Raw genomic sequence first — 20,222 nt, forward strand, 5'->3', positions numbered from 1 at the left:
AGCTTCACGCCGCGGTCGTGCGCCTGGTAGTAGGGCTTGGCGCCCTTGAAGCTGGGCAGGAAGCTGTGGTGGATGTTGATCGCCTTGCCCGCGAGTTCGCGGCACATTTCGTTGCTCAGCACCTGCATGTAGCGCGCCAGCACCACCAGTTCGGCGCCTTCGCTGCGGATGATGTCGAGCTGTTTGGCCTCGGCCTGCGCCTTGGTGGCCGCCGTCACCGGGATGTGGTGGAACGGCACGTTGTAGCCGGCGGCGAGTTGGTAGAACTCGCGGTGGTTGCTGACGATGGCGCGGATGTCCAGCGGCAGCAGGCCGCTTTTCCAGCGAAACATCAGGTCGTTGAGGCAGTGGCCTTCCTTGCTGACAAAGATCACCGTGCGCACCGGCTCGGCCAGCGGGTGCAGGCTCCAGCGCATGCCGAAGGGCTCGGCAAACAGCTTCAAGCGCAGGCGCAGGTCATCGTGGGTCAGCTGGGCGCAGGCGAACTGCACACGCATGAAGAACAGGCCGGTGTCGTGGTCGTTGTACTGCGCGGCTTCTTCGATGTTGCCGCCGTGCTCGAACAAGAAGCCGGAGACGGCGTGCACGATACCGGGGCGGTCCTGGCAGGACAGGGTGAGGACGTAGGTGTGTTGCATGGCCGGGCGATTGTCGCAGCAGTCTCCCGGGTGGGCCTGCGCAGGGTTGAGGCAGTGGAGCCACCGGTGCGGGGGTGCCGGTGCCACAATTCCAGCTTCCCATCTGTGCCGGAGTCACCCCCATGGCCTACAACGACCTTCGCATGGACAACCAGTGGTTGCCCTTCACCCCCAACCGCAGCTTTGCCAAGGACCCCCGCATTTTTGTGGCGGCCGACGGCATGCACTTCACCACGCACGACGGCCGCCAGGTCATCGACGGCATCTCCAGCCTGTGGTGCGTGGGCGCGGGCCACAACCGCAAGCCGATCAACGAAGCCATCAAGAAGCAGCTCGACACGCTGGACTACAGCACCGCCTTCAGCGTGAGCAACGACAAGGCCTTCCGCGCCGCCGAAATGATCGCCGCCATGGCGCCCGGCGACCTCAACAAGGTGCTGTTCTGCAACTCGGGCAGCGAGGCGGCCGACACCTCGATGAAGGTGGCGCTGGCCTACCACCGTGCGCGCGGCGAAGGCCACCGCAACATGTTCATCGGCCGCGAGCGCGGCTACCACGGCGTGGGCTTCGGCGGCATGTCGGTTGGCGGCATTCCGGCCAACCGCAAGGTCTACGGCACCAGCCTGCTGCCGCGTGTGGACCACCTGCGTTTCATTCACGATCCGGTGAACCACGCCTACATCCACAACACCGAGCCGGTGTGGAACGAAGACCTGCTGCTGGAGCTGGAGAACCGCATCCTGCCGTTGCACGACGCGAGCAACATCGCCGCCGTGATCGTGGAGCCGGTGGCCGGCAGCGCGGGCTGGTATGTGCCGCCGCAGGGCTACCTCAAGCGTCTGCGCGAGATCTGCGACAAGCACGGCATTCTGCTGATCTTCGACGAGGTCATCACCGGCTTCGGCCGCCTGGGCACTGCGTTTGCGTCCGATTACTACGGCGTGCAGCCCGACATGCTGAACTTCGCCAAGGCCGTGACCAACGGGGTGTTCCCGCTGGGCGGCGTGGTGTGTACCGACCGCATCTACAACGCCATGATGGGCGCGCACGGCAGCGCGCCGGAGCACGCCATCGAGTTCTTCCACGGCTACACCTACTCGGGCCACCCGGTGGCCTGCGCAGCGGCCATCGCCACGCTCGACTTGTTCCGCGAAGAGAAACTGTTCGAACGCGCTGGCGAGATGGGCCCGGTGCTGGGTGACGCGATGCACGCCGCGCTGATGGGCCTGCCCAACGTGATCGGCATCCGCAGCCTGGGGCTGGCTGCGGCGGTCGAACTCGCACCCATCGCCGGCCTGCCGGGCAAGCGCGCCTTCGACGTGTTCATGGACTGCTACCACCGGGGTGTGCTGGTGCGCAACGCGGGCGAGAACCTGGTGTTTGCGCCGCCCTACATCGTGGACAAGTCGCAGATCGAGACGATGGTCGGGACCCTGGCCGACGCGATCAAACGAGCGGCTTGACCGCTTTCTTCAGCGCTTGAACTGCTGGCGAAGTTCGGCGCAGTGGTCCCGCGGTGGCTGTGCCGGTGTCGGCCACACGGCATCGGCCGGCGGGGCTGTTTTGGCGGCCCCCGCTTGTGCCATCACCACACGGTGCGCCAGTGTTTTGGGCAGGTACAACGGCACGCCCAGGTCGCGCCGCACATGGCCGTTGCCGGCCACCAGCACCACGGTCTTGCCGGGCCCTGCCTTCTCCACGGCGGCCGCCACGATGCGTGCCATGGTGTCGTCACGCGCGAGTTGAATGCGGGTCATCGGGGCGATCTGGCTTTCGGGCAGCAGGTCGCAATGGCCTTCGCGAATGCCCTGGCGCTGTTCCTGCAAGACCGCGCTGCCGATGCGGCTCTCGAGCGCATCGTTGGCCATGGCCGCAGTCATCTGGCTGCGCGGCAGGTCGCCCCCCAGCACCGGCACGCCAGCGCGCACCGCAGCCATCACCACGGCGCTGTACACCGGCCAGGGCCACCCGCCCTGATCGGTCCAGTTCAGGGCCTCGCGAACGCGGGCCTCGCCGGCATCTTTGGGCAGCCCGGTGGTCTGATGGCCCTGTTCGGCCATCTCCATCACCAGCGCACCGAGCTGGCCGCGCGCAGCAAGCGCTTGAATCACGTCACGTTGCAGCGCCTGGTGTTCTGGCGCATCGTGCTGTTCGCCGAGCATGAGCACGGGCGTGGGCATCACCTGGGCGAGCAGGGCTGGCACAGATGAGGGTGTTGGATGGGCGCAGGCAGCCAGCAGGGCCACGCTCACAGCCAGGGTGACAGCGGTTCGACAGTTCATGCGCTGATACTAAGCGGCCTGCCGCGCGTGGCCGGTCCATCACACCAGTAACCGAGTGCCTTCCTTGCCCGCCTTCGGCCCATCCTCGTGGCCGCGTGTCCTCCTGACCCTCTTGCTGGCCCTGGCCGCGGCGCTCCTGTGCGTGTGGTTGCAGACCCCGATTCCCTGGATGATCGGCCCGCTGCTGGCAACGTCGGCGGTCTCGGTGCTGGGCGCACCCACCGAGAGCTGGGCGCCGTTTCGAAACACCGGGCAGTGGGTGATCGGCACCGCACTGGGCTTGTATTTCACGCCCGCCGTGGGCGCACTGGTGGCCAGTCTGTGGTGGGCGATTGCACTGGGCATTGCCTGGGCGTTGATGCTGGGGCTGGGTTTTGGCGCCTGGCTGCGTCGGCTGCACGCCGGGCACCTGGCGCACCTCACGCCCGCCCAGTTGTTCAGCACCACCTATTTCGCCGGTGCCATCGGTGGCGCATCGGAAATGACGCTGATCGCCGAGCGTCAAGGAGCGCGCACCGATCTGGTCGCCTCTGCACACAGCCTGCGCGTGTTGCTGGTCACCCTCACCATCCCGTTTGCACTGCAGTTCTGGGGCGTGAGCGGTCTGGATACGCTCACCTTGGGTGTGCGCGATGTGCAGCCCGTCGGCTTTCTGGTGCTGGCCGGGCTCACGCTGGTGGGTGCGCTGTTCATGCAGTGGCTTGACCGCGCCAACCCATGGTTCATGGGCGCGCTGGTCGTCACCATGGTGGTCACGCTCACGGGTGTCAGCTTGTCCGCCATTCCGCAGCCGCTGTTGAACGCGGCCCAACTGGTCATCGGCGTGAGCCTGGGCGTGCGCTTCACCCCTGCCTTCGTGCACACGGCACCGCGCTGGCTGGCCTCGGTGGCCTTCGCCAGCTTCTTCATGATGGGCATCTGCGCACTCTTTGGCTGGGTGCTGTCCCAAGCCACTGGCCTGCACCCGGCCACGCTGCTGCTGGGCACCGCGCCCGGCGGCATTGCCGAAATGGCCATCACCGCCAAGGTGCTTCAACTCGGCGTGCCGGTGGTCACTGCCTTCCAGGTCTGCCGTCTGGTGGCGGTGCTGGTGCTGGCCGAGCCGGTGTACCGCCTGTGGGTGGCCCGCGCCGCAGCTTGAAATGTGCCGTTCTGCCTTCAGTGGCGGAACTTGCCTTCGCGGGTGACGATGGACAAGTCCACCAACGACATGCCCACGTGCTCCCCGTCGCGGTAGCTGATGCGCATGCCCTCGATGTCCAGTTCGGTGTTGCGCAAGCCGGCCAGGAAGCTCGCCCGCGTGGGCGTAGGACCTGCGCGGCGCAGCGCCTCCACGAGGGCTCTGCCGGTGAGGTAGCCCTCCAGGCTGCCGTAGGAAAAGGCCTTCCCGGGTTGGTAGCGGGCAAATGCTTCCTGGTAGGCCCTCGTGATGCCCGTCTTGCGTTCCCAGGGACTGGGCAGCACCTGCGCGAAGACCATGCCCTGGCCCAGCGGCCCGAGGTGACTGGCCAGCTGGGTGGACCCGGAATTGACCCCGTAGAAGCGCGCCTTGACGCCGATCGCCTGGGCCTGGCGGATGAGCTTTTCATAGACGCCGATGCCTCCGTGGTTGAACACCATCTGGGCGCGGGTGCTGGCGAGCTGGCGTGCGAGTGTGTCGATGCCGGTGGCATCGATATCGGATTTGAAGGGCAGGTCGGCCACCAGCTCCATGCCGAGTGACTGCGCGATGCGCCGTGCGTTGTCCAGATGCAGCTGGCCGGTGCTGGAGTCGGAGCGCAGAAAGGCCAGGCGTTGCATGCCAAGGCTGCGCGCCTGCGTCATCAAGGCGCGGAATTCTTCCTTGTGTTCGGCCCGCACCGGAAACACCAGAGGTTGGTGGGGTGTGCGCAAGGTGGGAGAACCTGCCATGGGGCCGAAAAGCGGCACGTTCTGTTCGATGGCGACTTTCATCACCGCCGTGGACGGGCCGCCTTCAATGGGCCCGAACAGCAGGAAGACCTTGTCCTGCGCCACCAGCCGGCGGGCATTGGCTTCGGCCAGTTCCGACTTGTTGTTGTCGTCCAGCACGGTCAGGGCAATCTGTCGACCCAGCACGCCGCCGGCCCGGTTGGTTTGCTCCAGTGCAGCCGACACACCTTCGCTGACCGCGACCCCGTAGTCGTTGGCGCCGCTCTGCAGGGTCAGGGTCTGACCGATCAGGATCTGTTTTGGCGTGATGCCGTCCTCGGCGTGTGCCGCCAGCGACAGCAGCAGAAAGGCCGACAGCCAGGCTGCCCTGAGTGCCCTGGAGCCATTCCAATTGCGCATGTGTCCTCCGGTGTTGATGCCGGCGCGCAGTATCTGGTCTCTGCCTTGGCTTGGGCTGACAAATGGTCGAAGGGCAGAAAAAAGGCCGTCGCGCAGAGCGACGGCCTTGGAGCGTTCAGCACCGGGGCGCCGCTGGGCGCCTGTGGAATTTCAGTGCATGACCACCGGCATCTGGGCCAGCTCGGCGTAGCCTTCCAGCGTGTCTTCCACCTCTTCTTGCGAAGGGGTGCTTTGCTGCCAGGCGGTGATCTGGATCTGGAACATTTCAGCCCAGGAGCCGTCGAGGTAGACCTCTTTGCCCGAGCGTTTGTCCACGATCTCGAAGCCGTGGCGCGGGATCTGGGGACCCTGTGCGGAAGTGTCTTCACCCTCGGCGGGTGCGTTGGCCAGGATGTGGACCACAGCGAAGGCATCCGAGTCGTAGAGCATGTTCATGACTGAAATTCCTTGTGTTGCGAAAGCCGGCTTCCGGTATCTCTTATATCGGCAAACCTGGGCGGTCTTGAAGTTCTGAGTGCTCTTTACGTGGCAACGTTCCGCGTCATTTCAAGATGCGTGTGTTTTTCGGCACACATGAGGTCCAAACGCCTACGGCATCCGGCTGAGTTGCTGGTCGGCCACATCGCCGTTGGCCTGGGTCACGCGCAGGCGCACCGGCAGGTGCTGCAGGGCGGGCGCGAGCCACATCTCCACCGTGCTGTCGAATTCCTTGCGTGGCAGGCGCTTGATCTGCCTCGCGCGCACGTCGCCCACGGGCAGCGACAGCGTGACTTCATCACCCAGCACAAAACGCCAGATGTCGGCGTCTCCCGTGCCGGCCACCTGCATCTCAATGATCTTTCCGCTGGTGTAGGCCTCTGGTCTCGCCTGCAACAGCCCGGCGATCTGCAGAAACAGGCTCAGGCGGTCCTGTGCGCCGGGCAGCAGCACTGCATCGGGCGCGTTGTTGCTGAAGCGGATGCGGTTCTGTTCAGCGTCGAAATGGGCCGCCTTTTCGCTGCGGCTCTTGTCGGCAAAGCGCTCGGGGCTCAGTCCGGCGGGGCTCACGCGGCCGGTGCTGGTCTGCACCCGGCTGCCCAGCAGGAACACCTTCATCTCCATGCGGGCGCTGTAGCGTCCGTCGGCCACGGTCCAGTCCAGCGCGCCTTCGGCGTTGTAGCCGATGCCCTTGATGCGGCCCGTCACGGCGTAGTCGAGCCGGGTGCTGGCGGGGGGCTGAGCCGGTGGCAGGGCACGGGTGTTGACCGGCTGCGCGCGCTTGTTCACCGCAGCAGCGGCCAGCAGCTCGTCATCGGGGGCCGGAGCTGGTTCGTTGAAGGCCGCCTCCTCGGGCGCTGGCGCAAGCTCGGGGGCGCGTTCGGCGAGTGCCACGGTCTCGGCGGGAGGGGCGTTGGTGTTGTCCGGCTCCGCGCCCGAGGTGGTCGCATCCACGTCGGGTACTGCTTCGACAACCACCGTTGCTGGTGGGGCCAGGGTCTCGGGTTGCGTTGCGGCGGGCCGGGCCGGGGCTGCCTTTCGCGACGCCGGTGGTGTCGCGCGGACCTCGACGGGTAGCGCTGCGTGCGGCGGCACGATCCAGCGCACGGTGCTCACACGCGCCATGGGAAGGCTGGATGCGGCAGGCGCCGTCGCGGCGATGTCGCTGCGTTCGGTCGGCAAGTTCGCTGTCGCTGTGGAATGCACCGTGTCGGTCGCCGCGGCGACCCGGGGCGACGACACCGGACCCAGCAGCAGTGCCAGGTGCACACCTGCCACGGCCACGACCAGCGCGAGCAGGGTGGGCCAGCGCGGCGCCGGGGCTGGCGGGCGCGCGGGGCTCATGGGCTCTGCGCGGGCGGGCGGTGGCCGAGATCGGCGCTGAGCTGGTGGGCGCTGCGCAGCACGGCGGCCGCCGGTGCGCTTGTCCATTCGGTGTCCAGCGTGGCCACCGAGCCCAACACCACCAGACCCAGCGCCAGGCGGCCCTGCGCGTCGAACACGGGCGCACAGAAGCCGCCCACGCCGGGCAGCAGGCTGTGCACCACACGCGCCAGGCCCCGCTGGCGCGTCTCGTTCATCAACGCCTGCACCTCTTGCAGGCTGTGCGGCACATCCACCAGCGCCAGGCCGCTGCGCGGGAGTTTCTTCAGGCGGGCCAGCTCATCGCGCACCATGGGGCCGATGCGCTGCGCGTCACGTCCCTCGCTGCCCATGAAGGCGGCAAAACAGCGGCCGGTGGCCGAGGTGAGCAGCGGCATCACGTCGCCCAGGCGCAGCGTGACGGGAACGGTTTGTGGTGCTTCGATCCAGTGCACCATGGTCGGGCCCTGGTTGCCCCACACCGCAATGGCCAGGGTGTGGCCGGTCTCGGCGATGAGTGCATCCATGCGTTCGCGGGCGAGTTTCACCGCATCAATGCGCGACAAGCTGGCCAGGCCCAGGCGCAACGCGGCTGGGCCGAGGTCGTAGCGCGTGCTCACGGGGTCCTGCACCACGAGGCCCATGCGCTGGAAGCTCACGAGGTAGCGGTGTGCCTTGGCGGCACTCATGCCGGCCGCGGCAGCCAGGTCGCGCAGCATCAGCGCGCCCGGCGCCTCCGACAATGCGTTCAGCAACTCGAAGCCCACTTCCACCGACTGGATGCCGGCGCGCTGCGGCTCGTCCTCGTCCGTTTCCGGGGCAATGGGCAGAAGGGAGGCGTTGCGTTGGGCTGTGGACATGGGGCGGCGTTGAACGGGTAAGACGGTCGGCGGGCAAACAGGTTCAACGCAATATGCGTTCCCTCACCCGGATTTCCGGGTCATCGCCTAGAATCCTGCCTTTACGAATAGGTTAATCGATTTCACTAAACGTAACTCGTGGGCGTCAGCATCGGCGCAATCATCAACGCAACCAGCAGGAGACTCTCTTGAAACTCGCCACCTACAAAGACGGCTCACGCGACGGACAGCTCGTTGTGGTCTCGCGCGACCTGAGCACGGCGCATTATGCGACCGGCATTGCGCACAAACTGCAGCAGGCGCTGGACGACTGGAACTTCATCAGTCCGCAGTTGCACGACCTGTACGTCACTCTCAACCAGGGCAAGGCGCGCCACGCGTTCCCGTTCGATCCCGCCATGTGCATGGCCCCGCTGCCCCGCGCCTACCAGTGGGCCGACGGCTCGGCCTACATCAACCACGTGGAGCTGGTGCGCGCGGCGCGCAGCAGCGAGGTGCCGCAGTCGTTCTATGCCGACCCGCTGATGTACCAGGGCGGCAGCGACGACTTCATCGGGCCCACCGACGACGTGATGGTGCCCAGTGAGGACTTCGGTATCGACTTTGAAGCCGAGATCGCGGTGGTGACTGGCGATGTGCCCATGAGCGCCACGCCCGAGCAGGCGCTGGACGGCATTCGCTTGTTGATGCTGGCCAACGACGTGTCGCTGCGCAACCTGATCCCGGCCGAACTGGCCAAGGGTTTTGGCTTCTTCCAGAGCAAGCCGGCCACCGCGTTCAGCCCGGTGGCGATCACGCCCGACGAACTGGGCGACGCCTGGCAGGGCGGGCGGGTGCACCTCACGCTGCAAAGCACCTGGAACGGCCGCAAGGTCGGTATGTGCGAAGCCGGCCCCGAGATGACCTTCCACTTCGGGCAATTGATCGCCCACATCTGCAAGACGCGCAATGTGCGCGCCGGCTCCATTGTGGGCAGCGGAACGGTGAGCAACAAGAGCGTGGAAGTGGACGGCCGCAAGGAGTGGCCCAAGGGCTACAGCTGCATCGCCGAGAAGCGCGCGATCGAAACCATCCTGGACGGCCAGCCCTCCACCGCATTCATGAAATTCGGCGACACCATCCGCATCGAGATGAAGGGCAAGGATGGGCAGTCGATCTTCGGTGCGATCGACCAGAAGATCGCCCCCCTGGCCTGATCGCTTTCAGCTGGCGTACACCTGCGCGAGCGAAGCAAACCCCTTGACCTCGATCGGGTTGCCGAAGGGGTCGCAGAAAAACATCGTCCACTGCTCGCCAGGGTGCCCTTCAAAGCGCACCTGCGGCGGCAGCACGAACTCGACGCCGGCTGCCTGCAGCCGTTGCGCGAGCACTTTCCATTCAGGCAGCAGCAAGACCAGACCGAAGTGCGGCATGGGCACCAGATGGTCGCCCACACGTCCGGTGCGCGTCGTCTTGAAGGGCTCGCCCAGGTGCAGCGAGATCTGGTGGCTGAAGAAGTCGAAGTCGACCCAGGTCTCGGTGCTGCGCCCCTCGGTGCAACCGAGCACACCGCCGTAGAAGCGGCGCGCCTCCATCAGGTCGGTGACGTTGAAGGCGAAGTGAAACAGGCTGCGGGTGGACAGGGTGGTGGCTGGGTCGTTCATGTCGCCAGCATACCGAGTCCGGGCGCCTCAGGCTTCGGTCCTGGTCTGGCAATCGATGCAGCGCATGGCCGTGGGGTTGGCGTGAAGCCGCGCGGCCGGGATGGACACGCCACAGTCGACACACAGACCAAAGCTGCCGTCGGCGATGCGCTTGAGCGCGGCGTCGATTTCGATCAGTTCGGCCGACTCGCGCTCCTCCAGCGCAAACGTCAACTCGCGCTCGGTGTTGGCCTGGGCCTGGTCGTCGCTGGCGTTGCCCAGCGCCTCGGCGGCCGATTCGGCCCGGCTCATGGCGCCGCCGCTCTGGGCGCGGATCTGCGCGAGCACATCGGTTCGCATCTCCTTGAGCTGGGCGGCGAAGGTGTCGGAAATGGGGGTGGACATTCGGTTCTCCTCAGAACAATGCGGGCCGTGCAGCGGCCCTTTGCATGGGTCCATGGTGCGCCTTTGAGCGCCGGGCCGCGTTGATGCATGTCAATCACAATCCACCCATCGCCAGGGAGCGCAACGCGGCCCTGATTCATAACCCGATTCCCCGAGGAGACCCTGATGACCACCGTGGATTACAGCCGCTACGAAACCCTGGACATCACCCGCCGAGGACCCGCTGTGGGCGGTGTGCCCTCGGTGCTCGACATCCGCATGCGTGCCGATGGCCCCGGTGGCAACGGCAAGCTGCCCACCGCCGGCCACGAAGGTCACTGGGAGCTGAGCGAGATCTGGCGCGACGTGGGGCGCGACGACAGCGTGCGCTGCGCGGTGTTGCGCGGCAGCGGTCTGGGGTTTTCGGGCGGTGGTGATCTCGCGCTGGTGCAGGACATGGCGACCGACTTCGAGGTGCGTACCCGCGTGTGGAAGGAAGCGCGCGACCTGGTCTACAACGTGATCAACTGCGACAAGCCCATCGTGAGCGCGATGCACGGCCCGGCCGTTGGCGCGGGCCTGGTGGCGGGCTTGCTGGCCGACATTTCGATCGCCGCGAAGAGCGCGAAGATCGTCGACGGTCACACCCGTCTGGGCGTGGCCGCCGGCGACCACGCCGCCATCGTCTGGCCGCTCTTGTGCGGCCTGGCCAAGGCCAAGTACTACTTGCTGCTGTGCGACCCCATCAGCGGCGAAGAAGCCGAGCGCATCGGGCTCGTCTCGCTCGCGGTGGACGAGGACCAGTTGCTTGGGAAGGCCTATGAAGTGGCCGACCGGCTGGCCAGCGGCAGCCAGACCGCCATCCGCTGGACCAAGTACTCGCTCAACAACTGGCTGCGCCAGGCGGGGCCTGCGTTCGACACTTCGCTGGCGCTGGAATTCATGGGTTTTGCCGGTCCCGACGTGCGCGAAGGTGTGGCATCCTTGCGTGAACGCCGAGCCCCCCGATACGGCGTGGACGGCTGAGAACCGGGAGCGGCAGTCGCCAGAGACCCCCAACAAGGAGACACCCATGAGCGACGCGTCCAGCAGCGGTTTTGGCAAGTTCGTGCCCGGCTTCGAGTTCCTGCAAAACCTCGCAGGCCAGGCCGCCGGCGGTGTGGCGCAAGGCATCGGGCAGAACATCCCGCAGCTGCCCAACCTGGGCAGTTGGGTGGCGCCCACCTTCAACGTGGAAGACCTCGAAAAACGCATCGAGGAACTCAAGGCGGTTCATTTCTGGCTCGACCAGAATTCCAAGGCGCTGGGTGCCACCATCCAGGCACTTGAAGTGCAGAAGATGACGCTCTCCACGCTCAAGAGCATGAACTTCAGCATGGGCGATGTGGCCAACGCGCTGAAGATCAAGGCGGCCGATGCGCTGGCGGGTTTTACCGGTGCGACAACGGCTGCCGCGCCGGCGCAGTTCGCCGGGCTTGAAATTCCCGAGCGCACCTACGGCAACCCGGCCGCTGCCGGGCCCGACGAGGAGGCCGAGGAAGAAGAGGCAGCCGAATCCGAGCCGATGCCCGAGCCCGCGCGCAAGAGCAAGGTCCGTCAGTCGACCCCGGCAGCGCCCGCCCCAGCCGCTGGCGGCGTGGTGGACCCCATGCAGTGGTGGGGCGCGATCTCGCAGCAGTTTCAGCAGATCGCCAGCAACGCCATGAAGGACGTGGCCAAACAGACGGCGCTGGACACCACGCGCCAGGTGGCTTCAGGTCTGACCGACCAGGCCGTGAAGGCCGCGACCGGCATGGCTGGCAAGGCCGCGCGCAGCATTGGCGGCACGGTGGCGCGCAACGTGGGAACCGCTGCGGGCATGGGCCGTGCGGCCGCACGGGCCGTCACCGCGCCCGCAAAAAAGACGGCGCCCCGACCTGCGGCCAAGAAGGCGCCCACCCGCAAACCCGCCGCCAAAGCCCCGGCGCGCGCGCCCGCCGCGCAACCCATGGCTGCAGGCGACTGGACCATGCCCACCGCGTTCTTCCCCGGCTTTGCCGGCCTGCAGCCCGCCACGGCGCCATTGACCCAAGCCAAGCCCAAAGCCGCAGCCAAAAAAGGCGCGGCCCGAAAGGCCGCCTCCCCGAAACCCGCTGCACGCAAAACCGCAGCAGCCAAATCCGCTCGCCGACGCTGAACTTGTGCGCCGTTGGTGGGTCGATGCCCGATGAAACTCTTTCCCTACGCCCACGCCACACATCCTCAATGGCGCATGGCCGCCGCCCTGGTGCTGGCGCAGTTGCGCGGCCAGATGGCCCTGCCTGACCATGCCAGGTCACCGTCGCTGGCGCTCCTCTACATCACCGACCACTACGCGTCTGAAGCCCAGGCCATCCTGGAGCACCTGAGCGCTGAGTTGCCCGAGGTGACCGACTGGGCGGGCACGGTCGGGGTGGGCGTGTCGGCGAACAACGTCGAGTATTTCGACGAGCCTGCGCTGTGTGTGATGCTGTGCGACCTGAGCCCCGACCAGTACCGTGTGTTCAGCGGCGTGGCACCGCTGGCGGCCAGCGGACGCGCGACTGGGTCGGGCGCCTTCGTGGCCCACACCGCGCTGGTGCACGCCGATGGCGGCACGCCCGAGCTCAACGAGTTGATTGCCGAGGTGGCCGATCGCACCACCAGCGGCTATGTGTTCGGCGGGCTGGCCGGCAGCCGTGGGCCGACTGTGCAGTTCTCGCTCGGCAGCGCGGGCAACCTGCACGGCCAGGGCGCAGCCAGCGGTGTGTTTCACGGCGGACTGAGCGGCGTGGCTTTCGGTGCCGACGTGGGCATCGTCTCGCGGGTCACGCAGGGCGCGCAGCCGGTGGACAAGGAGCGCACTGTCACCGAATCCGACGGCAATCTGGTGCTCCAGCTCGACGGTGAGCCGGCGCTGGACGTGCTGCTGCGCGAACTCGACATTTCGCTGGAGCAGCCTGAGTTGGCCATGCCGCGTTTGCGCGCCACGCTGGTGGGCCTGACGCAACCGCATCCCGACGTGGATGTTGAACTGCCCGCCACGGGCCCGCATCTGCGCGGGCAGTTCGGCACCGACGTCATGGTGCGCCACCTGATTGGTCTGGACCCGGGCCGCCGCGGCGTGGCCATCGGTGATGTGGCGCCCGAGGGCACGCGGCTGGCCTTTTGCGAGCGCAATGTGCAGGCGGCGCGGGCCGATCTGGTGCGGGTGTGTTCCGAGGTGCGTGAAGAGCTGGAGCCCGAAGAGCTCAGCTTCTCGATGGCCAACGCCCTGACCGTGGCGGAAGCGGAGGCCGCGCCGCACCCGGCGCGGCGCATCGCGGGCGCCATCTATGTGAGTTGTGCAGGTCGGGGCGGTCCGCATTTCGGCAGCCCGAGCGCCGAGCTGCAGGTGGTGCGCCGCGCGCTGGGCGACGTGCCGCTGGTGGGGTTTTTTGCCGGCGGCGAGATCGCGCACCACCGGCTGTACGGCTACACCGGCGTGCTGACCGTTTTCACGATGCCGGCGGCCTGATCTTCAGGCGGGTTTGGCAGCGCGGGCGCGCGCGCGCTCCAGCGTGCGATTCGCGTCTGCCCCGCCCATGCCGTACATGTCGGCGAACTCGTCCACCGTCTTGCCGCTGGCTTCAAACGCACGCAGCAGGGCTGCATCCTTGGCAGCGCGGGCGACCACCGCGTCCAGCGCTTCCTGGGTCAGCGCGTTCACGGCTTCGTCGCGTGTCTGCACCAGCGCGGCGTAGGCTTCGGCGCCCAGACCCGAGGCTTCGAACGCCTGCTCGATGCGCTGGCGCAGCTTGGGCTTCAGGTCCTGCGGCGCACGGCCCTGGCGGCGACGAAACACCTCCACCAGCGCGTGGTGCACGTGTTCGGGTGCGAGGTCTTCCACCGGCTGGCCGCTGAGGTCGCAGCGCGGTTGGCCGCTGGCCACGGCGGTGAGGTAGCGGGTGGAGCGTGTGTGCAGGGCCAGCGCGGCTTTCAGACCTTCCTTGTCCAGTGTGTCGGGGTGCGCTTCCAGCAGATCCTGGAAGATGCCGCGTTTCATCGGCAGAAACTCCGCACCGAACAGCGCCGGGTACAACTCGGCGAGCTGATCGAGCATGGGGTGGTGGCGTGCGGGCGCTGTGTTCGCAGGCTGGTTGGCACCGCCTCGCTGCGGGCGCTGTGGCGCCGGGCCGCGGCGGTTGCGCCCGCTGCGCGCGGGTGGGCTGTTCCCGGTGTCGGATTCGGTGGGCGCCGACGCTGCGGCGTCGGTGGGTTCGGAGGCGTTCGGATTCATGGTGTCCTGCATTCAGGCGGTCGAGCAAAGCCCGACATCATGCCAGCCGGGGCGTTCTAGCGCCGCAGTTGTCCAAAGGCTTCGAATTCCCAGCTGCGCATGGCCAGCACGAGGGTATAGCCCTCGCGGTCCTTTTCGGCCAGCTTCTGGTCTGTCTGGTGCTGTTGGGCGAAGTCCTGCGCCACGCGCTGCAGGCGCTCCATGAACATGGGTGCCAGCGTGCGGCTCACCGAACCGTGCACCAGCATCAGGCCTTCGCCCGTGCCGTCAAACCCGCCGCGAAAGTAGTCGAGCAGGGCGTGGTCGCGAAAGTAGTTCATCACCGGGCCGTGCGGGCGCCAGCGGAATGTTTTGGCCAGCTTGAGGCGGTAGCGGTTGAGTGGGCGCAGCTCGATGATGCCGATGCGGTCGAGCTGCGCCAGGCACTTCACACAGTCGGCCTCGCTCAGGCGGTAGCGCGCGGTGATCTGCTCCAGCGTCCACTGGCTCAGCACGCAGATGGCCACCAGCAGCAGTTTCTTGTCGGCCACCACAGCGCGCTCCTGCTCCTGCGTCATCTCGCGCAGCAGGGGCTGGGCGTCGGCCACGCGGCGCGCGAGGTCGGCGAAGTCCAGCCGCAGGGCACGGCAGATGCCGTCCACCCTGGAGAGCGACATGTCGCCCTTGGCCAGCATGCGTTTCACACTCGATTCCGCCATGCCCATGGCCTGTGCCAGGTCGGCGTAGGTCATGCGCGCGGCCTTGAGTTCCTGCTTGAGGGCGGTGACGAGGTCGGTCGTGGTGCTCATGGAGTTTTGCCTGTCTGGTATTGCTTATCGATACCTTGATTCTCGTTCGACCGGACTGTATCGGAAGTCGACACCGTTTTGCCGCAGCGATCAGACACTGCCGCCAGCCCGTCTTCAGGCTGTTCATCAGGAGTTCATTGCATGACGCCGACTTCCCCCATCCACGATCCTTCCCGCCTTTCTGCTTTCTCCGTGGTCGCCTGTGGCCTGATGGCCCTGTGGGCTCTCGCGTGGCTGGCCGGGCCGACCTTGCTTTCGATGGCCGGCCTGGCGCTCAACCCCCATGGCCATGCTGATCTGTACGCGCACGGCCATCCGTTTGTGGATGCCCGCAGCTGGTGGGACGTGCCCAACACGCTGGACGTGCTGAGCAACCTGCCGTTGGTGCTGGCCGGTGCAGCGGGCTTCTGGACCTTGCGCGGTCGCACGCTGGCGCAGCCCACGACGAACGCCCTGCGTGTCTTCTTTGCCGGTCTGATCCTCTCGGGTCTGGGGTCGGCCAGCTACCACTGGGCGCCCGACGCCGGCTCGCTGGTGATCGACCGCCTGGGCATGGCGGTGGCGTTTGCAGGCGTGCTGGCGCTGTCGGTGGCCGAGCGTGTCGGTCTGCGTGAATCACGCGGCTTTCTGCCCGTTGTGCTCGTGCTGGCGTTGGTATCGGCGGCCTTGCCTCACCTGCAGGGCGATGTGCTGCCTTGGGCTGTGGTGCAGTTCGGTGGCATGGGGCTGGTGGTGTGGGCGGCCATGCGCCCGCCCGTCGCAGGTGCGGTGGGCGTGCCTCTGGCAGGTGTCATTGGCGTGTATCTGCTGGCCAAACTGCTGGAGTTGGGCGACGAAGCCGTGTTCCACGCCACGGGCGAATGGGTCTCGGGTCACAGCTTCAAGCACGTGGCCGCAGCCTGCGCTGCGCTGCCGATACTGGGGGGTCTGAGGCGCCAGGCGCTCGGTGACAATGCGCCGGTCCCTTCTGCGGCAATGGGCTGAGACCCGCCCCCAACAACAGGAGAAGTCAGCCATGTCCGCGTCCCCATCGCACGCCGCCGAGGGCGGTCAGTTTGCCTTGCTGCGCCAGCGCCGTTTTGCGCCGTTCTTCTGGACGCAGTTTCTCGGAGCAGCCAACGACAACCTGTTCAAGTTCGCGTTCACCGTGCTGGTCACCTACCAGTTGCAGGTGGCCTGGCTGCCGGCCGACCTGGCGGGGCTGGTGATCGGCGCCTTGTTCATCCTGCCGTTCCTGTTGTTCTCCGCCACCAGCGGCCAACTGGCCGACAAGCTCGATCGGCGCAGCATGATCGTCTGGCTCAAGCGCGCCGAGATGGTGATCATGGCGTTGGCGGCCTGGGCCTTCTTCGTGCAGAACATCCCGCTGCTGCTGGCCAGCATCTTCCTCATGGGCTTGCAATCTGCGGTGTTCGGGCCGGTGAAGTTCGCCTACCTGCCCCAGCACCTGAGCGAGCGCGAGCTCACCGGCGGCAACGGGGTGGTGGAGATGGGAACCTTTGTGGCCATCCTGCTGGGCAATGTGGCCGGGGGGTTGATCATTGCGGTGCCCGAGATCGGCGCGCACCACGTGGGCTTCACCTGCGTGTTCCTGGCGATCCTGGGTCGGGTGGCGGCACACCACATTCCCGCCTCTCCCGCCATGGACCCCGGGCTGGTGATCAACTGGAACCCTTTCACCGAAACCTGGCGCAACCTGCAACTGGCGCACCGCACACCGGTGGTGTTCCGCTCGCTGCTGGGCATCAGCTGGATGTGGTTTTTTGGCGCCGTGTTCCTCAGCCTGTTTCCCGCGCTGGCCAAGGACGTGCTGCACGGGGACGAGCAGGTGGCTTCGCTGCTGCTGGTGGTGTTCTCCATCGGCATCGGCACCGGTTCGCTGCTGTGCGAGGTGCTGTCGCGCCGCCATGTCGAGATCGGCCTGGTGCCACTGGGGGCGATCGGCATGAGCGTGTTTGCCATCGACCTGTATTTCTCCACCCGCGGTCTGCCACCCGCCACGGCGCTGGGGCTGCAGGCGTTTGTGGCGGACCCCCTGCATTGGCGCGTGCTGGCCGATCTGGCGCTGCTCAGCCTGTTTGCGGGCCTGTACAGCGTGCCCATGTATGCCCTGATCCAGATGCGCAGCCAGCCCACGCACCGCGCCCGCATCATCGCGGCCAACAACATCCTCAACGCGCTGTTCATGATCGCCAGCGCCGTGATCGCCGGGGCCTTGCTGCAAGCCGGCTTCACCATCCCGCAGATGTTCCTGCTGGTGGGTCTGGCCAGCGCGGTGGTCGCGTTCTACATCTTCATGCTGGTGCCCGAGTACCTGCTGCGTTTCGTGGCCTGGGTCGCGTCACGCCTGGTGTACCGCTTCAAGGTGCAGGGCGACGAACACATTCCCACACAAGGTGCGGCGCTGCTGGTGTGCAACCACGTGAGTTTTGTGGACGCGGTGTTGCTCATGGCCGCCAGTCCGCGGCCGATCCGGTTCCTGATGGACCACCGCATCTTCAAGGTGCCGGTGCTGGGCTGGCTGTTCAAGTTGGCCAAGGCGATCCCGGTTGCGCCGCAGAAGGAAGATGCGCAGGCCTACGACGCTGCGTTCGAGGCGGCCGTGGCAGTGCTGCGCGACGGTGAGCTGCTGGCGATCTTTCCCGAAGGCGGCATCACGCGCGATGGCCAATTGCAACCGTTCAAGGGCGGTGTGGTGAAGATCCTGGAGATGGCCGACAGCGAAGGCCTGCAGCCCGCAGTGGTCCCGATGGGTTTGAGCAATCTCTGGGGTTCGTACTTCAGCCGGGTCGAGGTGCGCAACGGTGAAGCGGTGGCCATGGTGCGACCGTTTCGCCGCGGCATATTCAGCCGCGTCGGGCTGCGCGTGGGTGATCCGCTCGTGGCGTCGAAAGCCACGCTGGAGCGCCTGCACAGCGGTGTGCGCGCCCTGATCGACTGAGCGTTGGCGAGGACCCTTTGCTTACGGGTCGAGGATGGCGCGCAGGGTGTGTGCGTCGATGGGTTTGTGCAGGAGAGGGAAGCCGAGTTCGGAGGCTTCGTGGATGCGTTGTGGGGAGGTGTCGCCGGTGAGGATGTAGGTGGGGACGGTGCGTGGGAGGCAGGCGTGCACGGCGCGGATGGCGTCGATGGCGGTGACGTTGCCACCCAGGCGGTAGTCGGAGATGAGCAGGTCGATGTCGCTGGCGTGGGAGATGGCCATGACGACGGCCTCGTCGGGGGAGGTGGCGCAGAAGACGTGGTGGCCCCAGACGCCGAGCACGCTGCGCATGGCGGCGAGCACCTGCTCGTCGTCGTCGATGACGAGCACGCCCATGCGGGCGACCGACTGGGGGTAGGCCGGCTCGTGCAGGGCGGGGGCGGTGTGCGTGGGGGCCTCGCAGCGTGGCACGCGGATGCTGAACATGGAGCCGCGCCCGGGGGTGGAGCGCAGGTCCAGCGGGGCACCCAGCAGCAAGGCCGAGCGTTTGACGATGGACAGGCCCAGACCCAGGCCATGGGACTCGTGGCCCGCGGCCTGGGTCTGGCCGATCTGGAAGAACTCCTCGAAGATGGCCTCGCGCTGCTCGGGTGGGATGCCGATGCCGCTGTCCCAGACCTGGAACTCGACCTCGGGGCCGCGCAGGCGGCAGCCGATGAGCACGCGTCCGCGTGAGGTGTAGCGCACGGCGTTGGAGACCAGGTTGACCAGGATGCGGCGCAGCACGGTGGGGTCGGTGTCGACCCACAGGCGCGAGCTGGCCACGTGCAGGCGCAGGCCCTTCTCGGTGGCGAGTTGGTGGAAGTCCTGGTCGAGCTCTTCGAGCAGGCGTTGGGCGCTGGTGGGTGAGCGCTCGACCTGCACGGCGTTGGCGTCCAGGCGGGAGACGTCCAGCAGCATGTTGAGCAGCTGGCCCAGGCCATCGAGCGAGGCCTGCATGCGCCGGCAGATCTCGGCCAGGTCGGCGGTGCGCACGCTGCGGGACTGGGACATGGAGCGCAGGGCGGTGAGGAAGAGGCTGAGTGCGTGAATGGGCTGGCGCAGGTCGTGGCTGGCGGCGGCGAGGAAGACGGACTTGGCGCGGTCGGCGGCCTCGGCCTTGTCTTTCTCCGAGCGCAGGCCTTCGATGAGTTCGTGGATGCGGGCCTGGGCTTCGCGGCGGTCGCGGATGTCGCGCACCACGGCCATGCGCAGGCGCTCGCCGTTGCGCATCATGGAGCGCCCGATGATCTCCACCGGGATGCGCTCGCCGCGGGCGTTGAAGACCTCGCTTTCGTAGGCCGCGTCTGCTCCGGAGGCGATCACGGTGATTGCGCGCGCACGGTACTCCGGTGCCACCAGCTCCAGCACCGAACAGCCCAGCAGTTCGCTGCTGCTCGCTTCGAGCAAACGGCTGGCCGAGGGATTGACATCGGTGATCCGGCTGTCGACATGAAACACCACGCCCTCTGCACTGGCGTCCATGAACTTGGCCAGCCGGTCTTCGGACTCGCGCAGCGCCAGCTCGGCCAGACGGCGTTGAGTGATGTCCTGGTTCATGGCGACCGCGCCCACGTAGTCACCTTGCGCATCCAGCAACGGAACCAGGGTCACGAGCACCCATTGCACCTGCGAGCCGTGGATGAATGAACGCTCGTAGGTGACGGTTTTTCGCTCGTGGAAGGCCTGTTTCCTGAAGGGCACGGCTTCGACGTTGGCGTTGCCCAGCACCTCTTCCACCGTGCGACCGAGGATGGATTGTTCGTCCAGCCCGTACTGGTTCGCGTAGTGTTTGTTGGCGTACTCGCAGCGCAAGGGGTAGCTGTAGTGCGACACCATGATGGGAATGGCGTTGCAGAAATCCCGGAGAAATCCACTCTCGGCGCAGGCCTCCAGTCGGGCTTGCTGGCTGGCAGAGATGTCGACCCACACGCAGAGGTACTGGGCAGTGTCCTCCAGCCACTTCGCCGAACAGGAAAACCAGCGCGCGCGCGCATCGGCGGCAGGTGGCTTTTCCCATTCCAGTTCTAGCTGGAAATCGTTGCGATGCTTCAAGTTGTCGAACAGCGCCCGCTTCGATGCAGGTGTGAGGGACACGATGCAGTCGCCATCGGAGTGTGACGCTGCGTGCAATGCCACGAGGGCTGTGCTGGTGTGGTGCAGTCGACCTTCTTCATTGACCACGAGCACCAGACCCGGCAGGTGTTGCCACCAGAGCGATGCCGGCGCTGGCCCGATGTCTGTGTGTGGCGTGTTCTGCATGC

General features: G+C 66.7%; 19 protein-coding genes. 8 read left to right on the plus strand and 11 right to left on the minus strand.

The window, feature by feature from the left end; genetic code table 11:
* On the minus strand, window positions 1-638 hold a 638-nt coding region (locus tag Q0C59_RS03840; RefSeq protein WP_291211947.1), incomplete at its 3' end, for a formyltetrahydrofolate deformylase.
* A 122-nt stretch (window positions 639-760) separates the two neighbouring features.
* Between Q0C59_RS03840 and Q0C59_RS03845 the strand changes: the two genes are divergently transcribed.
* A complete protein-coding gene (locus Q0C59_RS03845; RefSeq protein WP_291211950.1) occupies window positions 761-2,101 on the plus strand; it encodes an aminotransferase class III-fold pyridoxal phosphate-dependent enzyme in 1,341 nt (446 codons plus the stop codon).
* A 9-nt stretch (window positions 2,102-2,110) separates the two neighbouring features.
* Here the strand turns inward: Q0C59_RS03845 and Q0C59_RS03850 are convergent, their stop codons facing one another.
* The gene (locus Q0C59_RS03850; protein WP_291211952.1) at window positions 2,111-2,920 is read right to left on the minus strand and encodes a ChaN family lipoprotein; all 810 of its coding nucleotides are present in this window, start codon (window positions 2,918-2,920) and stop codon (window positions 2,111-2,113) included.
* A 55-nt stretch (window positions 2,921-2,975) separates the two neighbouring features.
* Between Q0C59_RS03850 and Q0C59_RS03855 the strand changes: the two genes are divergently transcribed.
* The gene (locus Q0C59_RS03855; RefSeq protein WP_291211955.1) at window positions 2,976-4,061 is read left to right on the plus strand and encodes an AbrB family transcriptional regulator; all 1,086 of its coding nucleotides are present in this window, start codon (window positions 2,976-2,978) and stop codon (window positions 4,059-4,061) included.
* A gap of 17 nt (window positions 4,062-4,078) precedes the next feature.
* On the opposite strand, the gene Q0C59_RS03860 is transcribed toward Q0C59_RS03855, so the two are convergent.
* The 4 genes from Q0C59_RS03860 to Q0C59_RS03875 all read right to left on the minus strand — a co-directional run bounded on the left by Q0C59_RS03860 (window position 4,079) and on the right by Q0C59_RS03875 (window position 7,929).
* Window positions 4,079-5,230: an ABC transporter substrate-binding protein gene (locus tag Q0C59_RS03860; RefSeq protein WP_291211957.1), complete on the minus strand. Its 1,152-nt coding sequence runs from the start codon at window positions 5,228-5,230 to the stop codon at window positions 4,079-4,081.
* A gap of 150 nt (window positions 5,231-5,380) precedes the next feature.
* Window positions 5,381-5,665 carry a DUF3567 domain-containing protein gene (locus tag Q0C59_RS03865; RefSeq protein ID WP_069045105.1) on the minus strand — a complete coding sequence of 95 codons (285 nt, stop codon included), beginning with the start codon at window positions 5,663-5,665 and terminating at the stop codon, window positions 5,381-5,383.
* Between the two features lie 153 nt (window positions 5,666-5,818).
* Complete coding sequence (locus Q0C59_RS03870) at window positions 5,819-7,051, minus strand: DUF3108 domain-containing protein (RefSeq protein ID WP_291211960.1); 1,233 nt, start codon at window positions 7,049-7,051, stop codon at window positions 5,819-5,821.
* A complete protein-coding gene (locus Q0C59_RS03875) occupies window positions 7,048-7,929 on the minus strand; it encodes an IclR family transcriptional regulator (RefSeq protein WP_291211963.1) in 882 nt (293 codons plus the stop codon). The genes Q0C59_RS03870 and Q0C59_RS03875 overlap by 4 nt, the downstream gene beginning before the upstream one ends.
* Before the next feature lie 188 nt (window positions 7,930-8,117).
* Between Q0C59_RS03875 and Q0C59_RS03880 the strand changes: the two genes are divergently transcribed.
* Window positions 8,118-9,125: a fumarylacetoacetate hydrolase family protein gene (locus Q0C59_RS03880; RefSeq protein ID WP_291211965.1), complete on the plus strand. Its 1,008-nt coding sequence runs from the start codon at window positions 8,118-8,120 to the stop codon at window positions 9,123-9,125.
* A 6-nt stretch (window positions 9,126-9,131) separates the two neighbouring features.
* Here the strand turns inward: Q0C59_RS03880 and Q0C59_RS03885 are convergent, their stop codons facing one another.
* Window positions 9,132-9,572, minus strand: a complete 441-nt coding sequence (locus Q0C59_RS03885) for a VOC family protein (protein ID WP_291211967.1) — start codon at window positions 9,570-9,572, stop codon at window positions 9,132-9,134.
* A 27-nt stretch (window positions 9,573-9,599) separates the two neighbouring features.
* Complete coding sequence (locus Q0C59_RS03890) at window positions 9,600-9,956, minus strand: TraR/DksA family transcriptional regulator (protein ID WP_291211969.1); 357 nt, start codon at window positions 9,954-9,956, stop codon at window positions 9,600-9,602.
* A 174-nt stretch (window positions 9,957-10,130) separates the two neighbouring features.
* On the opposite strand from Q0C59_RS03890, the gene Q0C59_RS03895 reads away from it, so the two are divergent.
* Genes Q0C59_RS03895 through Q0C59_RS03905 form a run of 3 tightly spaced genes read left to right on the plus strand, consistent with a single transcriptional unit; the run spans window position 10,131 to window position 13,449 of the window.
* Window positions 10,131-10,961: an enoyl-CoA hydratase/isomerase family protein gene (locus tag Q0C59_RS03895; RefSeq protein ID WP_291212073.1), complete on the plus strand. Its 831-nt coding sequence runs from the start codon at window positions 10,131-10,133 to the stop codon at window positions 10,959-10,961.
* A 46-nt stretch (window positions 10,962-11,007) separates the two neighbouring features.
* Entirely contained in the window at window positions 11,008-12,111 is a 1,104-nt protein-coding gene (locus Q0C59_RS03900; RefSeq protein WP_366518802.1) for a PhaM family polyhydroxyalkanoate granule multifunctional regulatory protein, read from the plus strand.
* A 30-nt stretch (window positions 12,112-12,141) separates the two neighbouring features.
* A complete protein-coding gene (locus Q0C59_RS03905) occupies window positions 12,142-13,449 on the plus strand; it encodes an FIST N-terminal domain-containing protein (protein WP_291211972.1) in 1,308 nt (435 codons plus the stop codon).
* 3 nt (window positions 13,450-13,452) lie between these two features.
* Here Q0C59_RS03905 and Q0C59_RS03910 read toward each other — a convergent pair whose 3' ends face one another.
* Together Q0C59_RS03910 and Q0C59_RS03915 are read right to left on the minus strand one after the other, a co-directional pair.
* Window positions 13,453-14,211: a ProQ/FINO family protein gene (locus Q0C59_RS03910; protein ID WP_291211975.1), complete on the minus strand. Its 759-nt coding sequence runs from the start codon at window positions 14,209-14,211 to the stop codon at window positions 13,453-13,455.
* A gap of 56 nt (window positions 14,212-14,267) precedes the next feature.
* Window positions 14,268-14,999: a helix-turn-helix transcriptional regulator gene (locus Q0C59_RS03915; RefSeq protein WP_291211977.1), complete on the minus strand. Its 732-nt coding sequence runs from the start codon at window positions 14,997-14,999 to the stop codon at window positions 14,268-14,270.
* 141 nt (window positions 15,000-15,140) lie between these two features.
* On the opposite strand from Q0C59_RS03915, the gene Q0C59_RS03920 reads away from it, so the two are divergent.
* Both Q0C59_RS03920 and Q0C59_RS03925 read left to right on the plus strand, forming a co-directional pair.
* A complete protein-coding gene (locus Q0C59_RS03920; protein ID WP_291211979.1) occupies window positions 15,141-15,983 on the plus strand; it encodes a hypothetical protein in 843 nt (280 codons plus the stop codon).
* Window positions 15,984-16,014: 31 nt separating this feature from the next.
* Entirely contained in the window at window positions 16,015-17,940 is a 1,926-nt protein-coding gene (locus Q0C59_RS03925) for an MFS transporter (protein WP_291211981.1), read from the plus strand.
* 21 nt (window positions 17,941-17,961) lie between these two features.
* Here Q0C59_RS03925 and Q0C59_RS03930 read toward each other — a convergent pair whose 3' ends face one another.
* Window positions 17,962-20,220, minus strand: coding sequence for a PAS domain S-box protein (locus Q0C59_RS03930; protein WP_291211983.1), 2,259 nt, complete (start codon window positions 20,218-20,220; stop codon window positions 17,962-17,964).
* Between the last annotated feature and the right edge of the window lie 2 nt (window positions 20,221-20,222).

The sequence above is a fragment of the Hydrogenophaga sp. genome (genome assembly GCF_022844385.1).
GTDB lineage: Bacteria > Pseudomonadota > Gammaproteobacteria > Burkholderiales > Burkholderiaceae_C > Hydrogenophaga.